This window comes from Acetobacter sicerae, from assembly GCF_011516765.1.
Lineage (GTDB): Bacteria > Pseudomonadota > Alphaproteobacteria > Acetobacterales > Acetobacteraceae > Acetobacter > Acetobacter sicerae.
This window is the reverse complement of record NZ_JAAABN010000021.1, coordinates 18,208-36,337: the sequence shown is the minus strand read 5'-3', so window position 1 is coordinate 36,337 and position 18,130 is coordinate 18,208. Positions and strand designations below refer to the sequence as shown.

Below are 18,130 nucleotides of genomic sequence, written 5' to 3'. Positions count from 1 at the left end.
GAACCCGCCGCCAGAAGCAGAATATCGTCAATATTCCAGATCGGGCTCCTGTGGGATGACTGAATTCTACAAAATGACCCGAAATTGCCTCAAGTGTGAGAAATCCGCGTCAGGGCTCATGCGGTTCTGGCGATGTCTCCCAAATTTTCGCTGGATCCCGAGGAATGTAACGTCCCCCAACGCTATCTGGAGGAGAATTTCAGACCCCATATGCGCGGCATGGGCATCAAGCCGGAAGATGAGTGCCGAAACATCATTGTTGCATGGGATCCGGCGGAGAGCACGGACGAGGAACACGCCCAGCTTATCCTTACGGCGCTCCCATCCGCCACGCCGGTCCGAATGTTCTATGCGGGCCACCTTGTCTGCGTGTCGATCGCCGGATCAGACACGATGAAGAGCGTGATCGATACGCTCGCGGAAGACACGCCCGCTGCGACAGCTACGTTGCTCTCACGGATACGCCGGTCTCACCCGAGCAATATCGCCTCCCGGCTACATCGGTGTGTCCGCAAGCATCCGCTGCTCTGTTATCGCATGATCGTTTCGCCACAGATTGACAGGCACAGACGCGCTGGTGAAATTTATCATAATCATGGGGCCAATGGCATTCTGTATTTCATGCTGGCCGTCCGTGGTTACGCCGATGAAGCGGTCAGTCTGGCAAGCAAACTCACGAATTTTCTGAAACACCGGACAATCTCTCCTGAGGCAGGAGGGGATGCGCCTCTTCCGGTCGCGCTGCATACAGGAGATTTTCAACTCGTCACCGATCATGGCTATCTGCTCGCATGGGATATGCAGAACCGGAATTTTCATGGCTCCCGGGCTTTCTGGTCCGATAACGGACTGTTGCCGGTGATCGCACGACGACAAGCCCACGGGTTTGGGGTTTATGTCCGAATCGATGGCAGACTGGAGCTTCTGGTTTTACGGAATGGTGCAGTCATGCTCGGGGCGGTAGCGCCTGACGGAGAGCGATTTACAGTCGATCCTTCCGGCAGCAAGGTCGGTCCTGGGGAGAAATGGTCTTGTCCCGGCCTGTCCGTGACCATTTCGTCCAGCCGTGGTTTTCTTCTCGCCACGCCGCAGCGGAGCATCGCGCTTGATTCACCCAACAAGGGTGCGTGGGAATGTCTGGCGTTATTGCCGGTCAATTCCTGACGAAGCGCAGTTTTGCTGGTCATTATTCTCGGTGGAGAACATGCCTTTCCGATGTCCCGTTGGCAGGCTCGTCGCCATAAGTCGTTCAGACAGGTCGCTGGCCACACAATAACTGATGAGGCAGTCATACAGCGTAAAAAGCACCTTGCCCCCTGAACTCATGAGCGGCACCCTGCACGCGTCTGGATCAAACAGAAGCAAGGGACATCATCATGAGTGACACTCCGGAAGCCCGCCTCGCCGCGCTTGGCATCGAACTTCCCACGCCTGCCGCTCCGGTTGCGAACTATGTCGCCACTGTGCGCACGGGCTCGCTGGTTGTCGTGTCCGGTCAGTTGCCATTGAAGGACGGCAAACTGCTCGCCACAGGCAAGCTTGGCGCCGCCGTTTCTCTGGATGTTGGTACGGAAGCGGCAAAATACTGCCTGATCAATGTGTTGGCGCAGCTCAAGGCGGAAATCGGCGATCTGTCGAAAGTGAAGCGCGTTGTGCGTCTGGGTGGCTTCATCTCCTGTGCTCCCGAGTTTACGGCGCATGCAGGCGTCATGAACGGGGCGTCCGATCTGGCGGTGGCCGTGTTCGGCGACGCCGGACGTCATGCACGTTCAACGGTCGGCGTGCCATCCCTGCCGCTGGATGCGCCGGTAGAAGTCGAAGGGCTGTTCGAGGTCGGCTGATGTCTGGATGGACGGTTTCCCTGCATGACCGGATTGCGGCCATTCCCGCTGAAGAGTGGGACGCCTGCGCGGGAGAGGGGAATCCGTTCGTCAGCCATGCCTTTCTGTCAGCCGTGGAGGATAGTGGTTCGGCCACACCCTCTACCGGCTGGCTGCCGCGTCATGTCGCTCTGAATGATGAGACCGGTCGGCTGGTCGCCGTGGCTCCTGCCTATCTGAAGGCGCACTCCTATGGCGAGTATGTCTTCGATCACGGCTGGGCGCGGGCGTTCGAGGCAGCCGGAGGCGCCTATTATCCCAAGCTACAGGTCGCTGTTCCCTTTTCTCCGGTGCCCGGACCGCGACTTCTCGTCAAACCCGATGCGCCTGATGGAACAATGTCCGTGCTGGGACAGGCGCTGGTGCAGGTCTGTGGCGAGATGGATCTCTCGTCCGCGCATGTCACGTTCTGCACGGAAGCGGAGTACGAGACGCTCGGCGGGGACGGCTGGTTGCAGCGTCTGGGACTGCAATATCACTGGCACAATCGCGGTTATCAGGATTTTGAGGGATTTCTCGAAGCGCTTTCATCGCGCAAGCGTAAGACGATCCGACGTGAAAGGCGGGACGCCAATGCGTGCGGACTGACATTCCGCACGGTGCGCGGCAGCGGGATCACTGAAGCATTGTGGGATGCGTTTTTCGTTTTTTATCAGTCCACGGTAGATAAAAAATGGGGAAGCGCCTATCTGACACGGGCGTTTTTCTCTCTGCTGTCGGAGCGTCTGGGCGATCGGGTCGTGCTGATGATTGCCGAGCATGAAGGGCAGCCGGTGGCGGGGGCGCTCAATCTGCTGGGCGCTGACACGCTCTATGGCCGCAACTGGGGATGCGTCGGAGAATGGCCATTTCTGCATTTTGAACTCTGCTATTACAGAGCGATTGATTTCGCCATCGAACAGGGCCTCTCGCGCGTGGAGGCTGGCGCGCAGGGCGAGCACAAGATCCAGCGTGGTTATGTGCCCAGCCTGACGCATTCCGTTCACCATATCCAGCATTCGGGTTTGCGACAGGCTGTCTCCGAGTTTCTGGAGGTCGAGCGCGCAGGCATGTTGAGCGAGATGGTCGCGCTCAGTGAACTGTCGCCCTATCGCGTCGAGAAAACGTGAAGAAAGAACGGGCGTTTCATGACCGACCATCCGTTAGTGTCGTCGTTATAAATCCTGTGTGACTGTGTTGTATCTTTTTATGCAGTCTGACTGATCAGGAAAATAGTGCGAAGGATGATGGACTGATGAAGCGTTTTTTGATGTCGCTGCCCGTTCTGGCTGGTGTTGCAGCGACTGCTGTTGCGCCTGTGCACGCTCAGACAGCCAAAAGCGGATCAGCGGATATTCTTGTTAAATCCACGGCTTCCTGGAACGGAAAGCCCTATGCGCCCTACGCAAGTGGCACACCGGAACTGACGGTTCTCAGATTGACGGTTGCGCCAAAGGCGGCGCTTCCCTGGCATAAACACCCCTATCCGAATGCTGGATATGTGCTGGAGGGTGCTCTGACCATTCAGGATAAGGAAAGCGGCGCTCACAAGACTTTCCATGCCGGAGAAGCGTTTACCGAGTCCGTTGACGACGCGCATCGTGGTGTCGCCGGAGACGAAAAGACTGTCGTGCTGCTCGTCTATGCCGGTATCAAGGGCCAGCCCACGTCCGTGCCGCTGCCGGGACAGGAAAAGGAATATTGAGGACGAAAAAGTTTTGGATGCCGCCTTTTTACAAGGCGGTAATTTCCAAAGTGTTCAAGTGATTTTCAGAATTCAGTGGTGTTAAACAATACTCCTCAGAAGTTCATGAAGAACGACCTAATGCGGCATTAAGGTTCACTTCATTGACCAGAAGAGCCGTGCGGGTGTGGTCCAGATCTGTCCGGGTTTCATCACCGGACAGGATGGCCATCAGAAGATCAGTTCTGGCGATATCTCCGTGGCGGTAACGATCCGTCAGCGCCACGATCCGTTCTTTCCTTTCGTTATTAACGATCAGAAGACTTTCATATTTCTGCCGAAGAAATCGGCGGTTCGCCAGAAGATCTTCAATCTCTTTCCATGCATTGAGAACAGCAATCTGATACGCGATGCCAGCGCTGCGGGCCGCAGATTGCCGCAGTTCAAGCTGACGGGAAAGACGCCCACCGTTGAAAATAGGCAAGGTAAGTGATGGCCCGAACGATGTGTTGCGGGCATTCCAGCCCAGTTCGGCAACGGTCAGGGCATCAAGAGTGAATTGGCCCGTCAGCATGAGTTTGGGATAGAAATCGGCCTTTGCGACGCCGATCAGGGCTGTTGCTGTGTGAAGGCGTGCTTCAGCAGCACGGATATCAGGACGGTTTCTCGCAATTTCAGAAGGAACGCCAGCAACCGTTTCCGGAATGACAAGATCCTGCACGGGGGCAGAGAAAGCCAGAGCCGGGAGATCTGCGTCTGGCCGGCCAGCAACCAGAGTAGCCAGCGCCCGATGCAGTGAACCAAGTCTGGCTGTGAGGGCGTCTTTTTCGACAAGAGCCGTGTTCTGGGCGGTCAGTCTGTCATCCAGATCGACAGAAGCCAGAAGACCACGTTGTCTGACTGTCTGTGCAATGCCCAGAAGGGTATTGTTGGTTTCAAGGATTTTTTCTGCTCTTGTTAAATCGTCTCTGGTGTTGCGCCACTGAAAATAGGTTCTCGCTATTTCTGATTCCACAGAAAGCCGAAGGGCATCGGCGTCAGCCTGGACCGCAGAATATTCGGCTTTAGCCGCTTCCCTCATGCGACGTTGACGTCCCCAGAGATCAAGTTCCCACGAGGCGACGCCGCCTATGCTGTAATTTGAATATGCGACACCTTCCGGTTCTGATCCAAACTGTCGCGACTCAAGTCCCAGAAGGGATTGCAGCACCTGTCCTACGCCAGCCGTAGCCAGCCGTTCCCGGCTGAAACCTGCCTGTCCGTCCAGTGTGGGCATCCCCTCTGCAGAGACTGCTCCTCTTTGAAGACGCGCCGCTCTGATCCGTTCCAGAGACATGGCTATGTCCGGATTGCCTTGGCCGGCCTGCACCATGAGGCTGTTCAGGGTCGGGTCATTGAATGATTTCCACCATTCTTGGTCAGCAGATTTCGTATTTCTGGATTGATAGTCGTTTTGCCAGACACGCGGCAAATGCGGATCAGGAGGTGTAAAATCTGGTCCCATTGCGCAGCCGGAGAGCAGACAGGCTGCCAGAACTGACAGCAATCGCATGTGATGAAGTACTGTGATCTGGTCAGACATGGTGAAGATCCTGAATCTGACGGGAGGAACGATCAAAGAGGAGTGTATAAACAGCCGGCAGGGCGACCAGCGTGAGCACTGTTCCGCCTATCAGTCCTCCGATCATGACGATCGCCATGGGGCCCCAGAAAACATTGAAGCTCAAAGGTATGAACGCAAAGATTGCAGAAAGCGCCGTAAGAACGACAGGACGGGCGCGTGTCATGGTTGCTGCAATGACGGCTTCGTCAGCCGACATGCCAGCCTGATGGTTTGTCTGAATCTGATCGACCAGCAGAATTGTGTTGCGCATGATCATGCCCGCGAGCGCGATCAGACCGAGAAGCGCGACAAATCCAAAAGGAGCCTGAAAAGCGAGCAATGCTGCCACTGCGCCAACCAGTCCGAGTGGTGCTGAAGCAATAACCAGAAAAGCACGAGGTACATTCTGAAGCTGCAACATCAGCAGCAGAAGCATCAGACCGCCGGTCAGAGGCAGGAGTGTAAAGATTGCATCATTGGCTGTGTCAGAAAGCTCAGCATCTCCGCCGATTTCGATGCGATAACCGGCAGGCAGCTTGTGGGTGAGTGTGGCGATATCAGCAGCAGCTTTCTGGACAACGCCGGCTGGCTGTACACTAGAAATAACATCTGACTGGACTGTCAGACACAGTTCACCATTTCTCTGCCACAGAATGGGAAAGGCGCTTGTTGGACGGATGGTCCCCAACTGACCAAGCGGCATCATGCCGACTCCGGTTCTGATTGGAATATCATTCCATTGGCCGGGATCATTCCGCAAGGGTGTTCCGGAACGGACGATGATCGGAATTCTTTTCTGTCCGCTCGGGATATTTCCAGCGATGGTTCCTGAAATGACAGCCTGAAGCTGGGACGCAACGCCATCCCGATCTGTCTGAAAAAGCGCCAGCCTGTCCGGATCAGCATCAAAAGTGAGCGTGGGAGTCCGGCTGCCCCAATCTGACTGAACACCAACAGCCTGTCCTGTTCTGCTCAGGATGGCTGCCACGTCCTGCGCAATGGTGCGGAGTTGAGAGGGATCAGGACCGATGATCCGATACTGGACAGGAAAATCGGCAGTCGGACCAAGAGATAAACGCTGAACATGCAGGTTTACGTCAGGAGGAACCGGAATTGCATTGATTGTTCTGATCAGATCCTCTCTCGCGTGAAGATCCTGTGCCACAAGAAGAAGGGTTGCGTGAGAAGCGCTTGGTGTGGCCGGGCCATAAGGTAGATAAAATCTCGGTGCGCCATCACCAATATGGGTTTCCATATGATGGAGAGAAGAGTGGCCGATCAGGTTTTTCTCGAGATAGCCAGCCAGTTTGCTCGTCTGTTCGATCGACGTGCCGGCGCGCATGGCTACATCCACAATGAGTTCAGGACGGTCGGATTGTGGAAAGAACTGCTGATCGACAAAAAACAGACCTGCTACGGATAAGAACAGAACAAGTATCGTTCCTCCTGCAATCGTGCGGTTGTGGCGCAATGTTGTGACGAGGAGCACATGCAGTTTGGCTTCGATAAGAGCCGTTCTGCTTTGCTTTGTTTTTTCCAAAGAGCGAGCGTCTCTTTCTTCTGACAGAAGATGAACCCCGAGAAAGGGAATGAAGATAACCGCCACAATCCAGCTGAAGATCAACGCAGCGCCACTGACCCAGAAAATCTCGCCCGCATATTCACCGGTCGTGGAATGAGCCAGACCAACCGGAAGAAAGCTCACAACTGTCAGAAGCGTGCCTGTGAGCATGGGAAAAGCTGTGTGGGTCCATGCAAAGGCGGCCGAATCCTCCCGATTGTGACCGGCTTCCAGTTGAACGACCATGGCTTCGATGCTGATGATTGCATCATCCACAAGCAATCCGAGAGAAAGGATGAGCGCACCAAGAGAAATCCGGTCCAGACTGATGTTCATCGCGCCCATGTAGAGAGCCACGGCAGAGAGTGTCAGAGGTACAGAAAGCGCGACGATCACTCCAGAACGCCAACCCAGACTGATGAACGCGACCAGCAGAACAACGGTGAGAGCAACAGCAAATTTTATCAGAAAGGTATTGACGGCTTCACGTATGACAAGACTCTGGTCTTCCACCTGAAACAGTTTCATGCCCGCAGGCAGCCCTGCCGCTGCCGTTTTCATGGCGCTGTGGAGGGCTTTGCCCAATGCAAGCCCGTCTCCCCCTGAGGCCATGGCAACAGAAATCACGACGGCAGGTTTTCCCCCGTAGCGAACAAGAACGAAACGTATTATCGTTTCTGAACGCATGTGATTAAACATTCTCTGATTCCACTGAGATTTTCAGTCTGTTCGTTTGGTGTCGGTCTGTCCTGCAAGCTAATAATTTCTTAAGTCATCAGACTGATATGTAGATGCTTATTAAAAACAATATTTGTAATAATTGTTTTTGAAAAACTGATGCCGGAATGTTTTTATACTTTAACCCTGTAGCGTGCGGGTATATCCGATAATAAAAAGTCCAGATATGATAAAGAAAATACCTACGAAATATGGTGAGCTTATTGGCTCGTGAAATCGTATCCAGCCCACCAGACTGGCGCATATGGTTCCGAGGCCAGCAGAACCGGCATAGACAATGCCCATCGGCAGCAGCCTGAGCGCCAGAGACAAAAACAGAAAAGACGATATGTATCCAGCGACCATCAGGGAAGTTGGAATAACTTTTGTAAAATTGTCCGCCTCTCTCATGGCGACTGTGGCTGTCACCTCGGAGATGACGGTAATGACAATACAGAGATATCCCAGCATTCTAGGATTCTGTGTTTGAAGAATTGGTCAGTTTCTCAATGAGTGCATGAAGTTGCTCTCTGTTTTTTTTGTCGATGATATCCGCTCCAAGAATATCCCAGATGGCCAGTCCGTCAGCAGCCAGACAGGATAAAAGCAACGAAGGCGTCATGTTGTCGAAAAGACCGGTCGATCTGATGGTCTCCCAGTAATGCCGGGTCCATTCACTGCACAGTTGTGGTTCCAGCAGCATGACCGCGAGCAGATGACGCAGGAGCGCTGGCGTGCCTTTTTCTCGGTTTCCCATGTGATCCATGCCGATATAGGCCCGGGCGGCACGTCCGTTCGGCTCAGGGTCTTTCTGCATGGAGGCGAGAATGTCGTCCCTGAAAGCCTCCATTTCCCGCAGGAAGAGTCCGTCCAGAAGAGTCTTCTTGTTGGCGAAGTGATGAAGAAGGCCGCCTTTGCTGACACCGGCATCGCGCGCCACCAGATCAAGCGTGAAAGCCAGGATGCCACGTTCCGTCAGAATGCGGGCGGCGGCGTCCAGAAGGTCGGTTTTCACGGCCTCGGGTCTGTTGGTGCGCTTGGGTGCTCTTGTCATGCTCAAAACATACCGTCTGGACGGTATGTTTGTAAAGGGTTGAGTATGCGGAAACATCGGGAGTCAGAGTATGTGCTTCCGGAGAGGGAAAGCGCCATGCGGATTCGGGTCACAGTATCCGCCGCTTCTGTGCTGTCGTTTGCTGTGACGCTTGCAACGCCTCCATTCCATTGACGCATTTGTCAGTGGTGCTTCTTTCTGTCATTTGATTATAAGCATGCGAACTATTCGTGTGTTTTCTAATTGTTGGGTCAGGGAAAGCTTCTGGTGTCCGAGCAGGCGCAAAAGAACAGCGGTGCCGATCAGTCCAGACGGCTTCTGAGGCGTCGTTTCAGTTATCGACTGGTCCGTCTGGCGACCCAATGGCGGCGGGAAATCGATCTGGATCTGCGTCAGTTCGACCTCACGGACGCCACCTGGCGACCTCTTTATTATCTGCGGGTGCTTCCAGCGCCCGTCCGCCAGACGGATCTGGCGCGCGCCATGCTGGTGGAAGCCCAGTCTCTGGTCAGGTTGCTGGATGTTCTTGAACGCCGTGGCCTGATTCATCGCGACACGGATCCGGATGACCGTCGCTCCAAACTCGTGACACTCACCGATGCGGGTGTCGCAATGGGGGAAACGGTTCTCGGTGTGGCGGATGGCGTCGCGGCCCGTTTTCTGGAGGGCGTTTCGGATGACGCCCTGAAAGAATGTGAAGCTGTCTTCGATCAGGTCTGGTCGGGCAGGGGCCATGATCGTGCTTCAGTCGAAGGCAGCTCTAAATCTCCGGACCGGGTGGCGGGTGAGTCGTGAGCGCCTCCGCTTCTGTCATTGATGAAGTGAGAAGCGTTCCGGGTGATCTGCTGCGCGAATGGCGGCAGGAATGGAGCCGCCTGAGTCCGACTGTTCTGTATGCGACACGCGTGTTCTTCGCGATCGGGCTGGCTCTGTGGCTGGCTGGTTTCCTGATGCTGGAAAACCCGATTTCAGCCGTGACCACCGTGCTGATCGTGGCCAATCCGACACCGGGCGCCCTGATCTCCAAAAGTATCTGGCGTATCGCCGGAACATTGGCCGGGACGACGCTGGGCATTGCGTTGATGGCCTCTTTCCCGCAGCAGCCGGTACTGTTCTTCGGGGGGCTCTCCCTGCTGGTCGGGATGGCGTGCTGTGTGGCGACCCTTCTGCGCTTTTATAGAGCCTATGCTGCTGTTCTGACCGGCTATACGATCATTATCATCTCGACGAGCGCGTTCGTTGATCCGGATCGCATCTTTGAAAGCGCGATGTCGCGGCTGTCGGTTGTGGTTATCGGTATCGTCAGCACGGCTTTCGTGTTTCAGATCACCACCCTGAAAAGCCCCAATACGGCCACGGATCGGATCGAGCAGTTTCTGCGTGATGTGCTTGGCCAGTTCGTGCGGCTTTCTAAAGCCGAATTGCAGAGCGACGAACCGCGGCCTGACGATGTGGGGCAGGTCGGCGCGTTCCGCGAGATGGATGCGTCGAGTTACAGCGAACGGGCCCGTCTGCTGGCGCAGGCGGGTGCTGTTATCGAGGCGATCGATTATGCCTCCTCTGTTGATTATCAGGTCAATCGTCGTGCCGCCGCACTGCATGAAGGGGTGGGGCGACTGATGGGACTGCTCAGCGCCCATCACGCCGCCCAGCGCGCCATCCCGCCCGACGATGCGGGGCATGTGCGTGAAGCCCGTCGTATTTCCGGGCGTCTGATTGGTGAACTGGCTGACATGCCGATGGAGACGCTGCTTCATGGAGATGCAGCCCTGATTCGCGACAGGATCAGGCTTGCCATCGGGGAGCTGGAAGTGTTGGCGCGGGAAGCGCCGGATCTGGCTGGTCTGGCGGCAGTCGATACGGAGCGCGATATTGTCGTGCAGCTCGGACAGGCCGTGGACAATCTCTCCGACGTGGCCTGGCACGAAAAAGGAGTCCGTCTGCTGCCGCTGGTCGAATGGCCTGCAGCGCTCAGGAACTTCGCAAGAGGTGCGCTGGTCACACTGATGGGGTGCCTGACCTGGTATATCCTGCGCTGGTCTGCAGGACCGAGTGCTCTGGTTTATCTGATCTGCGCATCCTGCCTGCTCTCGACCGCTCCTTCGGCAACGAAAGCCTCCTGGCTTCTGGCCTCCGGAACCGCGATGGCCATTCCGGCCTGTTATATCTTTCGCACGTTCCTGCTGCCGCAGACGGACGGGTTTCCGTTGCTCTGGCTTTCCCTGTTCGTCTGTCTGCTGCCAGGTATCTGGATTCAGTTTCATCCGCGCTATGCTGTGCGCGGGTTCGGATATGCGGTGTTTTTCAATGTCATCACGCAGGTCGATAACCCTGTGCCGTATCACGATATTCCCATGATGAACGCCTGGTTCGCCACGTTGATCGGCTGTGTCGGGCTGGTGCTGGTCTTCCGTGTGGTGCTTCCTGCTGACCAACGGCTGGATGTCGCCCGACTGATTTCGGCGCTCTGCCGCTCCGTGCAGAGATTCGCTGCTCTTCCCCTGCGCTACAAGGTCAGCTGGCCCAGTTGGGAATATCGGCAGATGCAGCGTGTGTTGCGCATGACGCAGAGGCTGTCCTTCGTGGAGGGAAGCGCCCGCGTGTTTCAGGTGACCGATGCGGCTCTGGCGGCCGTGGCGCTGGGCCGGACGGTGATGCGGCTGCGCTGGCTGCTGCGGGAAGAAGGCAGCGTCACGCAGGAGCAGGAGCGAATCGTGGAAAATGCGCTGGCGTCGTTAAAAGGGCTGAGGCGTGACCCATCGGCAACAGCGGCTGCGCTCCGGTCTGCCGCCATGCAGCTTTTGCCGGGCATGCCTGTTGCTGGTGAAAGCCCTGTTTCCGCTGAAAACCGGGAAATGCAGCCATTCGGAGGAGGGCTGGGCACCCTCAGACGCATGGCTGCCTGTCTTGTACAGGCTGCCCAGCTTATCGACGCCGCGCCCGGTTTCTTTCATAAGGGTGGCCCAATGCAACAAGCGGCGGACCATCCGCACGCCCACGCGGATTTACGCCACTTGATCATGCCTCGTGTAAAACGACCTGCTTCGAGAACTGCCTGATGCTGACCGAGTTTAATCTGTTCGGTGTTTTTATGGCGCCGATCGTGGTTTACGCACTGGTGGCCCTGCCCGTAACAATGTTTATCCGGTTCCTCCTCTGGTGGAGCGGAATCATGCGCTGGTTCTGGCACTTCGCGCTGTTCGAAGTCGCCCTGTACACCTGCGTACTGTGTCTGCTCATCCTCTACGTCTGATTCACGCGTCTCACTTCCACGAACATAAGGTTTTCAGGTCACAGCCATGCCACTGCTTCGCACACTGATCCGAGTGATCCTGACCCTGGCAGTCGTCTCGCTGGCCATTGTACTTGGGGTAACTCTCTGGAACACCTACATGATTGCGCCATGGACCCGTGACGGTCGTGTGCGTGTCTATGTTGTGGACGTGGCGCCTGAAGTTTCCGGCACGGTGGTGCAGGTTCCTGTGGTGGACAACCAGTATGTCCATAAGGGGGATCCGCTCTATGTGCTTGATCCCGTGCGTTTCCGTCTGGCTATCCGCGAGGCGCAGGCCCGTCTGGACGGCGCTCTCGAAGACCTGAAGCTCAAGCAGAACGATGCGAAGCGTCGTATGGGACTGGGCGGCATCGTCTCGGCGGAAGAGCAGGAGGTCTTCAACTCCAGTGTGGCGACGCAGATCGCGGCGGTTGACGCGGCCCGTGCGGCGCTCGATGTGGCGAAACTGAATCTTCAGCGTTCGGTGCTTTACTCTCCGGTGAACGGTTTCATCACCAACCTGAACCTGCGTGTGGGTGACTACGCCACGGCGGGGCAGGCCCGTCTGGCGGTGATCGATTCCGACTCCTACTGGGTTTACGGTTACTTCGAGGAAACGAAGATGTGGGGCGTGCATGTCGGGGATGTCGCCCGCGTCAAGCTGATGGGCTACAAGCAGATCGTCCCCGGCCATGTCGTGTCGATCGCCCGCGGTATCAACGACACCAACGGCAATCCGGACAAGCTTGGACTGCAGGACGTGAACCCGATCTTCACCTGGGTGCGTCTGGCGCAGCGTATTCCGGTTCGTGTGCATCTCGATTATGTGCCTGAAGGCGTGACGCTGGCGGCAGGCATGACAGCGACAATCAGTGTCGGGCCTGAATCTCAGAGCCGTCGCGGCAAGCTGACCACCTGGCTGCAAGACCACCTGTAAGGCGTACAACGGGATCATGGGGATAATGATAGCTTCTGAAACCGTACCGGTTTCCTCCGGTTGCGCGAAAAACGGTGGCAGACGGGGTGTCTGGCAACGGATGCTGACGCTGCTGGTCAGCGGGTCCATTCTTGCGGGCTGCACCGTCGGGCCGACCTTCCAGCCGGATCGTATGAAGCTGCCTGCGGGTTTTGCGGAAACGGCCGAGGAAAAGCCGGCGACGCCAGAAGAGATCGAGCGCACCAACAAGGAAATGACCGACTGGTGGGCGAAGTTCAATGATCCGATCCTGACGAAGCTGGTCGAGGAGGCCGTCAAGGGGAACTACGACCTGCTGGAAGCCGGACAGCGGATTCTCGCCGAGCAGGCCCTCCGCGACAAAGCGGCGTCCGCATGGTATCCCCAGATGGACGGCAACATGGGCGGCGGCGACGTCCGGTATTCGCTCAACATCGACAACTGGCCCCTGCGTCCCGGCAATCCGGCTAACCATCCTGAAGCGTCGATGCTGACCTATGGCGCTTCCGCGACATGGGAGTTCGATGTGTTCGGGCGCATTCGTCGCGCTGTCGAGGCCCATGAACATCAGGTTGAAGCGACTGTCGAAGGTCGTCGCGCCCTGCTGATGGTGCTGCTGTCAGAACTGGCCAATGACTACATGCTGCTGCGGGTGACGCAGCTTCAGATCCAGATCGCCACGGACAACATCAAGGTCGCGAAGGAAAGTCTGGACCTGACCAACCGTCTGTATCTGGAGGGCGTGGGAAACACCCTTCAGACGGCGCAGGCGCAGGCCGAAATGGATTCCCAGATTGCCGCGCGGGAACCGCTCAAGACCCGTGTGTCGCAGGTGGCGCACGCCATTTCCGTGCTGACCGGCAAGATGCCTGGCGAACTGGAGGAAGAACTCAAGGTTGTCCGGCCGCTGCCGGAAGTGCCGTCCTTCCCGGCAACGCTGCCGTCGATTGTCATTGCCAATCGTCCTGACATTCGCATGGCGGAAAAGGAATATGCAGTGGCGACGGCGGAAATCGGCGTGGCTGTCGCAGACCTTTATCCGCACTTTGTCGTGCCTCTGACATTCAACCCGAATGCGTCGGCGATGTATCAGGCCTTTCAGGTCAATGGCATGAGCTGGCAGTTCCTGATGATGGCCAGTCTGCCATTGATGCATGGCGGCAAATACACCTCCACCATCCGGGCGACGCAGGCGGCGGCGGAAGCGGCACGGCTGCACTATCGTCAGACGGTGCTCAACGGCTTCAAGGAAGTCGAGGACTCCATGGCGGCCTGGCATGACGATATGGAGTATCAGGAAAAACTGGAAAAGGCGGCTCAGGATACTGCGCTGGCCCGTGATCGCGCGCGCAAGCTGTATGGCGCAGGGCTGATCGGATTTCTGGATGTTCTGACCGAAGAGCGTGCGACGCTGAACGCGCAGAACGCCGAAGCGCTGTCCCGTCTTGAGCGTCTGCGGGACGCCGTCAATCTCTATACGGCCATCGGTGCTGGCTGGCGTGGAAATGCTCTGACCAATTCGACGCTGCCGGTGTCTCTGGAAACACAGAATATCTGGGCGCGGGCGTTCCAGCAGTAAACTGAAGCCTTTTTTCGTGCGTTGCAGTGGCAGTAACAGTATGCAACGCATGTCGTCCCAGGATGCGCCCCGCGTCCTGACAGGGCTGGACCAGAGAGGTCATGCAAGACTGATGGCAGGCGAACCAAACTATCTTCGACGGCTCATCCTGATCGGAGCGGGCTTCCTCGGCGGCTTCACACTGATCATCATTGATGGATGGGCCCTCATCATTCATCCTGATGATACCGACTCATGGCCTGTGTGGCTGTTGCGTCGTCTGCCGGTGCTTGTTGGAATCTTCTGTGTGGCGGGGGCATTTTTTCTGCTCCGCAAACCGGTGGAGAATGATCCTGGTCTGCCGGACGATGATATCGAAAACATGGACGGAGCCTGATACGCCCGTCCCGCTGTCTGTCAGGGATGCTGTTGTAGCGCCCTGATTTCCTTCACGGCGGCGTTGACCTGCATGTCAGCGCCGATTTCTCCCAGTTCCGCCGTCGCGCTACGCGGGTCGCCGCCATAAACGCCATCTGCCGTCGTGGGTTTGGGGGCGTTGCGGAGGGCTGCGGTCCGGACCATTGACGGATCGACAGCCAGCATGAGGGACGTGTCGCTCAGATCGGCATGAGTGCCGACAGCCGCTCCCAGACCTTTCTGACGGAGAGTGTCGTCATAGGTCCCGGCGATGACGGTGTAATAGCTGTTGATACAGGCCGCATGTGCTCCGGTGCCGGACCAACTCTGGTTGATCTGTGCCGCGGTTTTGCACATTTCAGCACGGTATCCTCCATGATCGCCGATGAAGGCGACGAGCCTGAACCCCTGAACCCGGAAGCTCTCGGCGGCTGATTTCAACAGACCATCAAACACGGCAGGCGTGACGCTGATCGTGCCGGGGAAACGCATATGCGACGTGCGGGGAGAGGTGTTGCCCTCCGGGACATACGCAATGACCGGCGCGACCAGTGTGTTCTCGAGTTGATGCGCAATCCGGTCCGCCAGAGCCTGCGCCCGCACGTTATGTTTGCCGACCGCGATGTAAGGACCGCTCTGTTCCGTGCCACCAACCGGTACGATGATGGTGTTGTAGCCCGCATTCAGCGCATCCCGGATTTCCGTCCATGTCAGGCGTTGCAGTTCGACCTGTGGGGCTGCCTCGGCGGTTCCGGTCAGGGCGATGAGAATTGCAGCGGCGGTGACGGCGCGAAAGCGGGAGCGGAACATGGAGCCTCCTCGGATGACATCATGTGTTGGGTATAGCGGTCGGTGAGAGGGCGCAAGTATATGGAAAATCCTCATTTCTCTCCTTGTAAAGAAAGATCAATGAAATATTGTGTTGCCAGAACAAAACGGGTTTGGGGTGTTGTCGCAAGGGCATAGACTAAATTTAATAGGTTGCCATTACATGATTTGGTAAAAATATTTTTTCTGTATCAGGACGCAATCCAAAAATTAACCTCTTTCTTGTAAAGAAAGAGGCCGATAACCAAAATAAGACTTTTTTGTTGGATCATATAGTATAAATGTTTTTCTGATTTTCTATCTCATAGAGTGGTGAGAGCGAGTTAAGGGTTTGTAGGCAAGGAGTTATCATGAGTGCATTTGTAGATAAAAATAATCTTAATTCATATTCATCGCTTCCCCGCGTTGTGGCAGAAAATCATGGTCGATGGCCGGAACCGAAATATCGCTTTTCATTGGCGGCGTGCGCACGGTGGGAAGCCCGTTATATAAGCGAATGGCTTTCCTATCATCGATCTATCGGGATCGAGCATGTTTATCTTTATTGCAATGACGATGATCCTGCTGAATTGTATCAGGCAGTTTTGCCTTTTCTGACTGGAAATGAGCCTTTTGTGACGTTTGTTCATTATCCATTTCAGGGTCTTCAGTTTCAGATGTATTTTCATTTTGCACGAAACTATATTCATGAAACAGAATGGATGATGTTTCTTGATATAGATGAGTTTTTCTTTATACGATCGGGCGAATTATTGGGAGAATTCATTGAGAGTTTTCCCTCTAATATGGATGCTCTTTATATTAACTGGTGTAGTTTTGGTAGTAATGGGCATAAAACAAGGCCGGTAGGAAGTGTGCTTCTTAATTATACAAAAAGAGAAAAAACAGTTACGCCATTCACTAAGGTGTTGATAAAGTCAAAAACATTTCCATACAAGGAATTTTTTGAAAATAACAACCATCCAATACAGCATGACTATACTGGATTAAATAAAAATTTGATATGCCGCAATACTCTTGGAGAAGATATGGCGGGTTATTATGATAATTTTCCTTGGTCGGCATGGGGAATGCTGAATGATGGCGATAGGAAATTTCGTATCCTTGATGTAGCTTTTATTGCTCACTTTAATATTAAATCTGATGAGGATTTTGATCTTCGTGTGAAGCGTGGTTTACACGGAGATTATGCTGCAGAAAAAATGTGGGGGGACAAGTCTGAAGAAGAAAGATCTGACTTCCATCTTTTAACAAATGCTGTGGAGGACTATGGTCTTCATGACTATTGGCATAAATATCTCTCCGATAAAGCATGGAAAACTTCGCCTTTCCCTGCATCCCAATGGCCGCTGATTTCGACGAATTGTAAAACGTTACAAAGTTCATCGGCTCACCCTTGGGGAGCAGAAGCAGATTCCCAGAATCTTATTAACCGTCGCCCTAATGGTCGGTCACAGGCTCATACTGAGAAGGAAGAGCAGCCATGGTGGCAAATTGATTTGGGATCTGTAAACTGTATACAGGAAATAAGAATTTTTAATCGTCTCGATGTCGCTCTGGAGCGTATGTGTCACTTCAGCCTGTTTTCATCTCTTGATGGAGAAAACTGGAATGAGTTCTATCATCACAACTCTCCTGAAATATTCGGTGGAATTGATGGGACGCCTTTCATCTGGCTTTCTGATGCCGGAGTGAAAGCACGTTTTATGCGGGTGGTGGTAAACGGAGAGCCGGATTACCTGAATCTGGATCAGGTTGAGGTTTATGGTTTTCCAGATTTTTCATGAAACCATTATGTTTTGTAAAAAAGTTTGTGAATTGTAATCTGTTGGTGTTCCCGGTGAATGACGTAAAAAGCTGATGATCTTTGAAGACCATCAGCAACAAAACACTCAGGGTGCGCTGTCCACCAGCACCAGTTCCGCGTCTTCGACCGCGTGGACAGTGACGCGGTCCTCGTCATGGATGGCCACACCGTCGCGGGCGGCGGCGGCCATACCGTTTACGGTGATCGCACCCTTTGCCGAGACCAGATACAGGTAACGCTCCTTGCTGGTCTCATAAGTGACGCTTTCACCTGCCTTCAGGGTCGCGCCTAGCACGCGGGCATCGGCACCGATCCAGAGCGCCTCGCCGTCTCCTTCCTTGCCGGAGGCCAGTGTGATGAACTGACCGGCACGGTCGTCTTTGGGGAACGGACGGGAACCCCAGCGCGGCTTGTGACCGCGCGCCGTCGGCATGATCCAGATCTGGAACAGGGTGGTCGGTTCATCCTCGCGGTTATATTCCGCGTGGGTGATGCCGGTGCCTGCGGACATGACCTGCACATCGCCGGCTTCCGTCCGGCCCTTGTTGCCGAGACTGTCCTCATGCGTGATGGCCCCTGTCCGGACATAGGTGATGATTTCCATGTCGCGGTGCGGATGCGGCGGGAAGCCGGTATTCCCGGCGATGGCGTCATCGTTCCAGACCCGCAGTGCGCCCCAGTGAACGCGTTCGGGGTCATGATAGCTGGCGAAAGAGAAGTGGTGGTGTGCATCCAGCCACCCATGGTTGGCGGCGCCCAGTCCGGCGAATGGTCTGACTTCAATCATGGTCAACTCTCCCTTTCCGAGGAGTG

Annotated in this window: 17 protein-coding genes; 11 read left to right on the top strand and 6 right to left on the bottom strand. The window is 55.3% G+C overall.

Features of this window, described 5'->3' with window-relative positions:
* Positions 1 to 132 precede the first annotated feature (132 nt).
* From GVI59_RS15835 to GVI59_RS15820, 4 genes are all read left to right on the top strand, one after another.
* The gene (locus GVI59_RS15835; protein WP_173575061.1) at positions 133 to 1,164 is read left to right on the top strand and encodes a hypothetical protein; all 1,032 of its coding nucleotides are present in this window, start codon (positions 133 to 135) and stop codon (positions 1,162 to 1,164) included.
* Between the two features lie 212 nt (positions 1,165 to 1,376).
* Positions 1,377 to 1,841, top strand: coding sequence for a RidA family protein (locus tag GVI59_RS15830; RefSeq protein ID WP_173575060.1), 465 nt, complete (start codon positions 1,377 to 1,379; stop codon positions 1,839 to 1,841).
* The gene (locus GVI59_RS15825; RefSeq protein ID WP_173575059.1) at positions 1,841 to 2,989 is read left to right on the top strand and encodes a GNAT family N-acetyltransferase; all 1,149 of its coding nucleotides are present in this window, start codon (positions 1,841 to 1,843) and stop codon (positions 2,987 to 2,989) included. The genes GVI59_RS15830 and GVI59_RS15825 overlap by 1 nt, the downstream gene beginning before the upstream one ends.
* Before the next feature lie 125 nt (positions 2,990 to 3,114).
* Entirely contained in the window at positions 3,115 to 3,564 is a 450-nt protein-coding gene (locus tag GVI59_RS15820; protein ID WP_173575058.1) for a cupin domain-containing protein, read from the top strand.
* A gap of 103 nt (positions 3,565 to 3,667) precedes the next feature.
* Here GVI59_RS15820 and GVI59_RS15815 read toward each other — a convergent pair whose 3' ends face one another.
* The 4 genes from GVI59_RS15815 to GVI59_RS15800 form a co-directional block, all read right to left on the bottom strand.
* A complete protein-coding gene (locus GVI59_RS15815) occupies positions 3,668 to 5,125 on the bottom strand; it encodes an efflux transporter outer membrane subunit (RefSeq protein ID WP_242013162.1) in 1,458 nt (485 codons plus the stop codon).
* Complete coding sequence (locus GVI59_RS15810) at positions 5,118 to 7,394, bottom strand: efflux RND transporter permease subunit (RefSeq protein WP_277876419.1); 2,277 nt, start codon at positions 7,392 to 7,394, stop codon at positions 5,118 to 5,120. The genes GVI59_RS15815 and GVI59_RS15810 overlap by 8 nt, the downstream gene beginning before the upstream one ends.
* A 171-nt stretch (positions 7,395 to 7,565) precedes the next feature.
* Positions 7,566 to 7,895, bottom strand: a complete 330-nt coding sequence (locus tag GVI59_RS15805) for a DMT family transporter (RefSeq protein ID WP_173575056.1) — start codon at positions 7,893 to 7,895, stop codon at positions 7,566 to 7,568.
* Position 7,896: 1 nt separating this feature from the next.
* Positions 7,897 to 8,478, bottom strand: coding sequence for a TetR/AcrR family transcriptional regulator (locus tag GVI59_RS15800; protein WP_173575055.1), 582 nt, complete (start codon positions 8,476 to 8,478; stop codon positions 7,897 to 7,899).
* A 267-nt stretch (positions 8,479 to 8,745) separates the two neighbouring features.
* Between GVI59_RS15800 and GVI59_RS15795 the strand changes: the two genes are divergently transcribed.
* The 6 genes from GVI59_RS15795 to GVI59_RS15770 all read left to right on the top strand — a co-directional run bounded on the left by GVI59_RS15795 (position 8,746) and on the right by GVI59_RS15770 (position 14,662).
* Positions 8,746 to 9,273: a MarR family transcriptional regulator gene (locus tag GVI59_RS15795; protein WP_173575054.1), complete on the top strand. Its 528-nt coding sequence runs from the start codon at positions 8,746 to 8,748 to the stop codon at positions 9,271 to 9,273.
* The gene (locus GVI59_RS15790) at positions 9,270 to 11,537 is read left to right on the top strand and encodes an FUSC family protein (protein ID WP_173575053.1); all 2,268 of its coding nucleotides are present in this window, start codon (positions 9,270 to 9,272) and stop codon (positions 11,535 to 11,537) included. Before GVI59_RS15795 ends, GVI59_RS15790 begins: the two co-directional genes overlap by 4 nt.
* Positions 11,537 to 11,731: a DUF1656 domain-containing protein gene (locus GVI59_RS15785; RefSeq protein WP_010667513.1), complete on the top strand. Its 195-nt coding sequence runs from the start codon at positions 11,537 to 11,539 to the stop codon at positions 11,729 to 11,731. The genes GVI59_RS15790 and GVI59_RS15785 overlap by 1 nt, the downstream gene beginning before the upstream one ends.
* Positions 11,732 to 11,777: 46 nt before the next feature.
* Positions 11,778 to 12,689: a biotin/lipoyl-binding protein gene (locus tag GVI59_RS15780; protein WP_173575052.1), complete on the top strand. Its 912-nt coding sequence runs from the start codon at positions 11,778 to 11,780 to the stop codon at positions 12,687 to 12,689.
* Between the two features lie 100 nt (positions 12,690 to 12,789).
* The gene (locus GVI59_RS15775) at positions 12,790 to 14,286 is read left to right on the top strand and encodes an efflux transporter outer membrane subunit (RefSeq protein ID WP_173575066.1); all 1,497 of its coding nucleotides are present in this window, start codon (positions 12,790 to 12,792) and stop codon (positions 14,284 to 14,286) included.
* Between the two features lie 49 nt (positions 14,287 to 14,335).
* A complete protein-coding gene (locus tag GVI59_RS15770) occupies positions 14,336 to 14,662 on the top strand; it encodes a hypothetical protein (RefSeq protein ID WP_242013161.1) in 327 nt (108 codons plus the stop codon).
* 20 nt (positions 14,663 to 14,682) lie between these two features.
* Here the strand turns inward: GVI59_RS15770 and GVI59_RS15765 are convergent, their stop codons facing one another.
* On the bottom strand, positions 14,683 to 15,492 hold the full coding sequence (locus GVI59_RS15765) for a creatininase family protein (protein ID WP_173575051.1): 810 nt from the start codon (positions 15,490 to 15,492) through the stop codon (positions 14,683 to 14,685).
* A gap of 368 nt (positions 15,493 to 15,860) precedes the next feature.
* Here GVI59_RS15765 and GVI59_RS15760 point away from each other — a divergent pair, with 368 nt between their 5' ends.
* Positions 15,861 to 17,297: a glycosyltransferase family 2 protein gene (locus GVI59_RS15760; RefSeq protein ID WP_173575050.1), complete on the top strand. Its 1,437-nt coding sequence runs from the start codon at positions 15,861 to 15,863 to the stop codon at positions 17,295 to 17,297.
* 105 nt (positions 17,298 to 17,402) lie between these two features.
* On the opposite strand, the gene GVI59_RS15755 is transcribed toward GVI59_RS15760, so the two are convergent.
* On the bottom strand, positions 17,403 to 18,104 hold the full coding sequence (locus GVI59_RS15755; protein WP_173575049.1) for a pirin family protein: 702 nt from the start codon (positions 18,102 to 18,104) through the stop codon (positions 17,403 to 17,405).
* Positions 18,105 to 18,130: the final 26 nt, after the last annotated feature.

Bases quoted from the DNA above. Each gene is read 5' to 3' on its own strand.
- GVI59_RS15825 (WP_173575059.1), top strand. From the start codon at position 1,841: ATGTCTGGATGGACGGTTTCCCTGCATGACCGGATTGCGGCCATTCCC.
- GVI59_RS15755 (WP_173575049.1), bottom strand. From the start codon at position 18,104: ATGATTGAAGTCAGACCATTCGCCGGACTGGGCGCCGCCAACCATGGG.
- GVI59_RS15805 (WP_173575056.1), bottom strand. From the start codon at position 7,895: ATGCTGGGATATCTCTGTATTGTCATTACCGTCATCTCCGAGGTGACA.
- GVI59_RS15780 (WP_173575052.1), top strand. From the start codon at position 11,778: ATGCCACTGCTTCGCACACTGATCCGAGTGATCCTGACCCTGGCAGTC.
- GVI59_RS15835 (WP_173575061.1), top strand. From the start codon at position 133: ATGTCTCCCAAATTTTCGCTGGATCCCGAGGAATGTAACGTCCCCCAA.
- GVI59_RS15785 (WP_010667513.1), top strand. From the start codon at position 11,537: ATGCTGACCGAGTTTAATCTGTTCGGTGTTTTTATGGCGCCGATCGTG.
- GVI59_RS15775 (WP_173575066.1), top strand. From the start codon at position 12,790: ATGCTGACGCTGCTGGTCAGCGGGTCCATTCTTGCGGGCTGCACCGTC.
- GVI59_RS15800 (WP_173575055.1), bottom strand. From the start codon at position 8,478: ATGACAAGAGCACCCAAGCGCACCAACAGACCCGAGGCCGTGAAAACC.
- GVI59_RS15770 (WP_242013161.1), top strand. From the start codon at position 14,336: ATGTCGTCCCAGGATGCGCCCCGCGTCCTGACAGGGCTGGACCAGAGA.
- GVI59_RS15815 (WP_242013162.1), bottom strand. From the start codon at position 5,125: ATGTCTGACCAGATCACAGTACTTCATCACATGCGATTGCTGTCAGTT.
- GVI59_RS15810 (WP_277876419.1), bottom strand. From the start codon at position 7,394: ATGCGTTCAGAAACGATAATACGTTTCGTTCTTGTTCGCTACGGGGGA.
- GVI59_RS15760 (WP_173575050.1), top strand. From the start codon at position 15,861: ATGAGTGCATTTGTAGATAAAAATAATCTTAATTCATATTCATCGCTT.
- GVI59_RS15830 (WP_173575060.1), top strand. From the start codon at position 1,377: ATGAGTGACACTCCGGAAGCCCGCCTCGCCGCGCTTGGCATCGAACTT.
- GVI59_RS15820 (WP_173575058.1), top strand. From the start codon at position 3,115: ATGAAGCGTTTTTTGATGTCGCTGCCCGTTCTGGCTGGTGTTGCAGCG.
- GVI59_RS15765 (WP_173575051.1), bottom strand. From the start codon at position 15,492: ATGTTCCGCTCCCGCTTTCGCGCCGTCACCGCCGCTGCAATTCTCATC.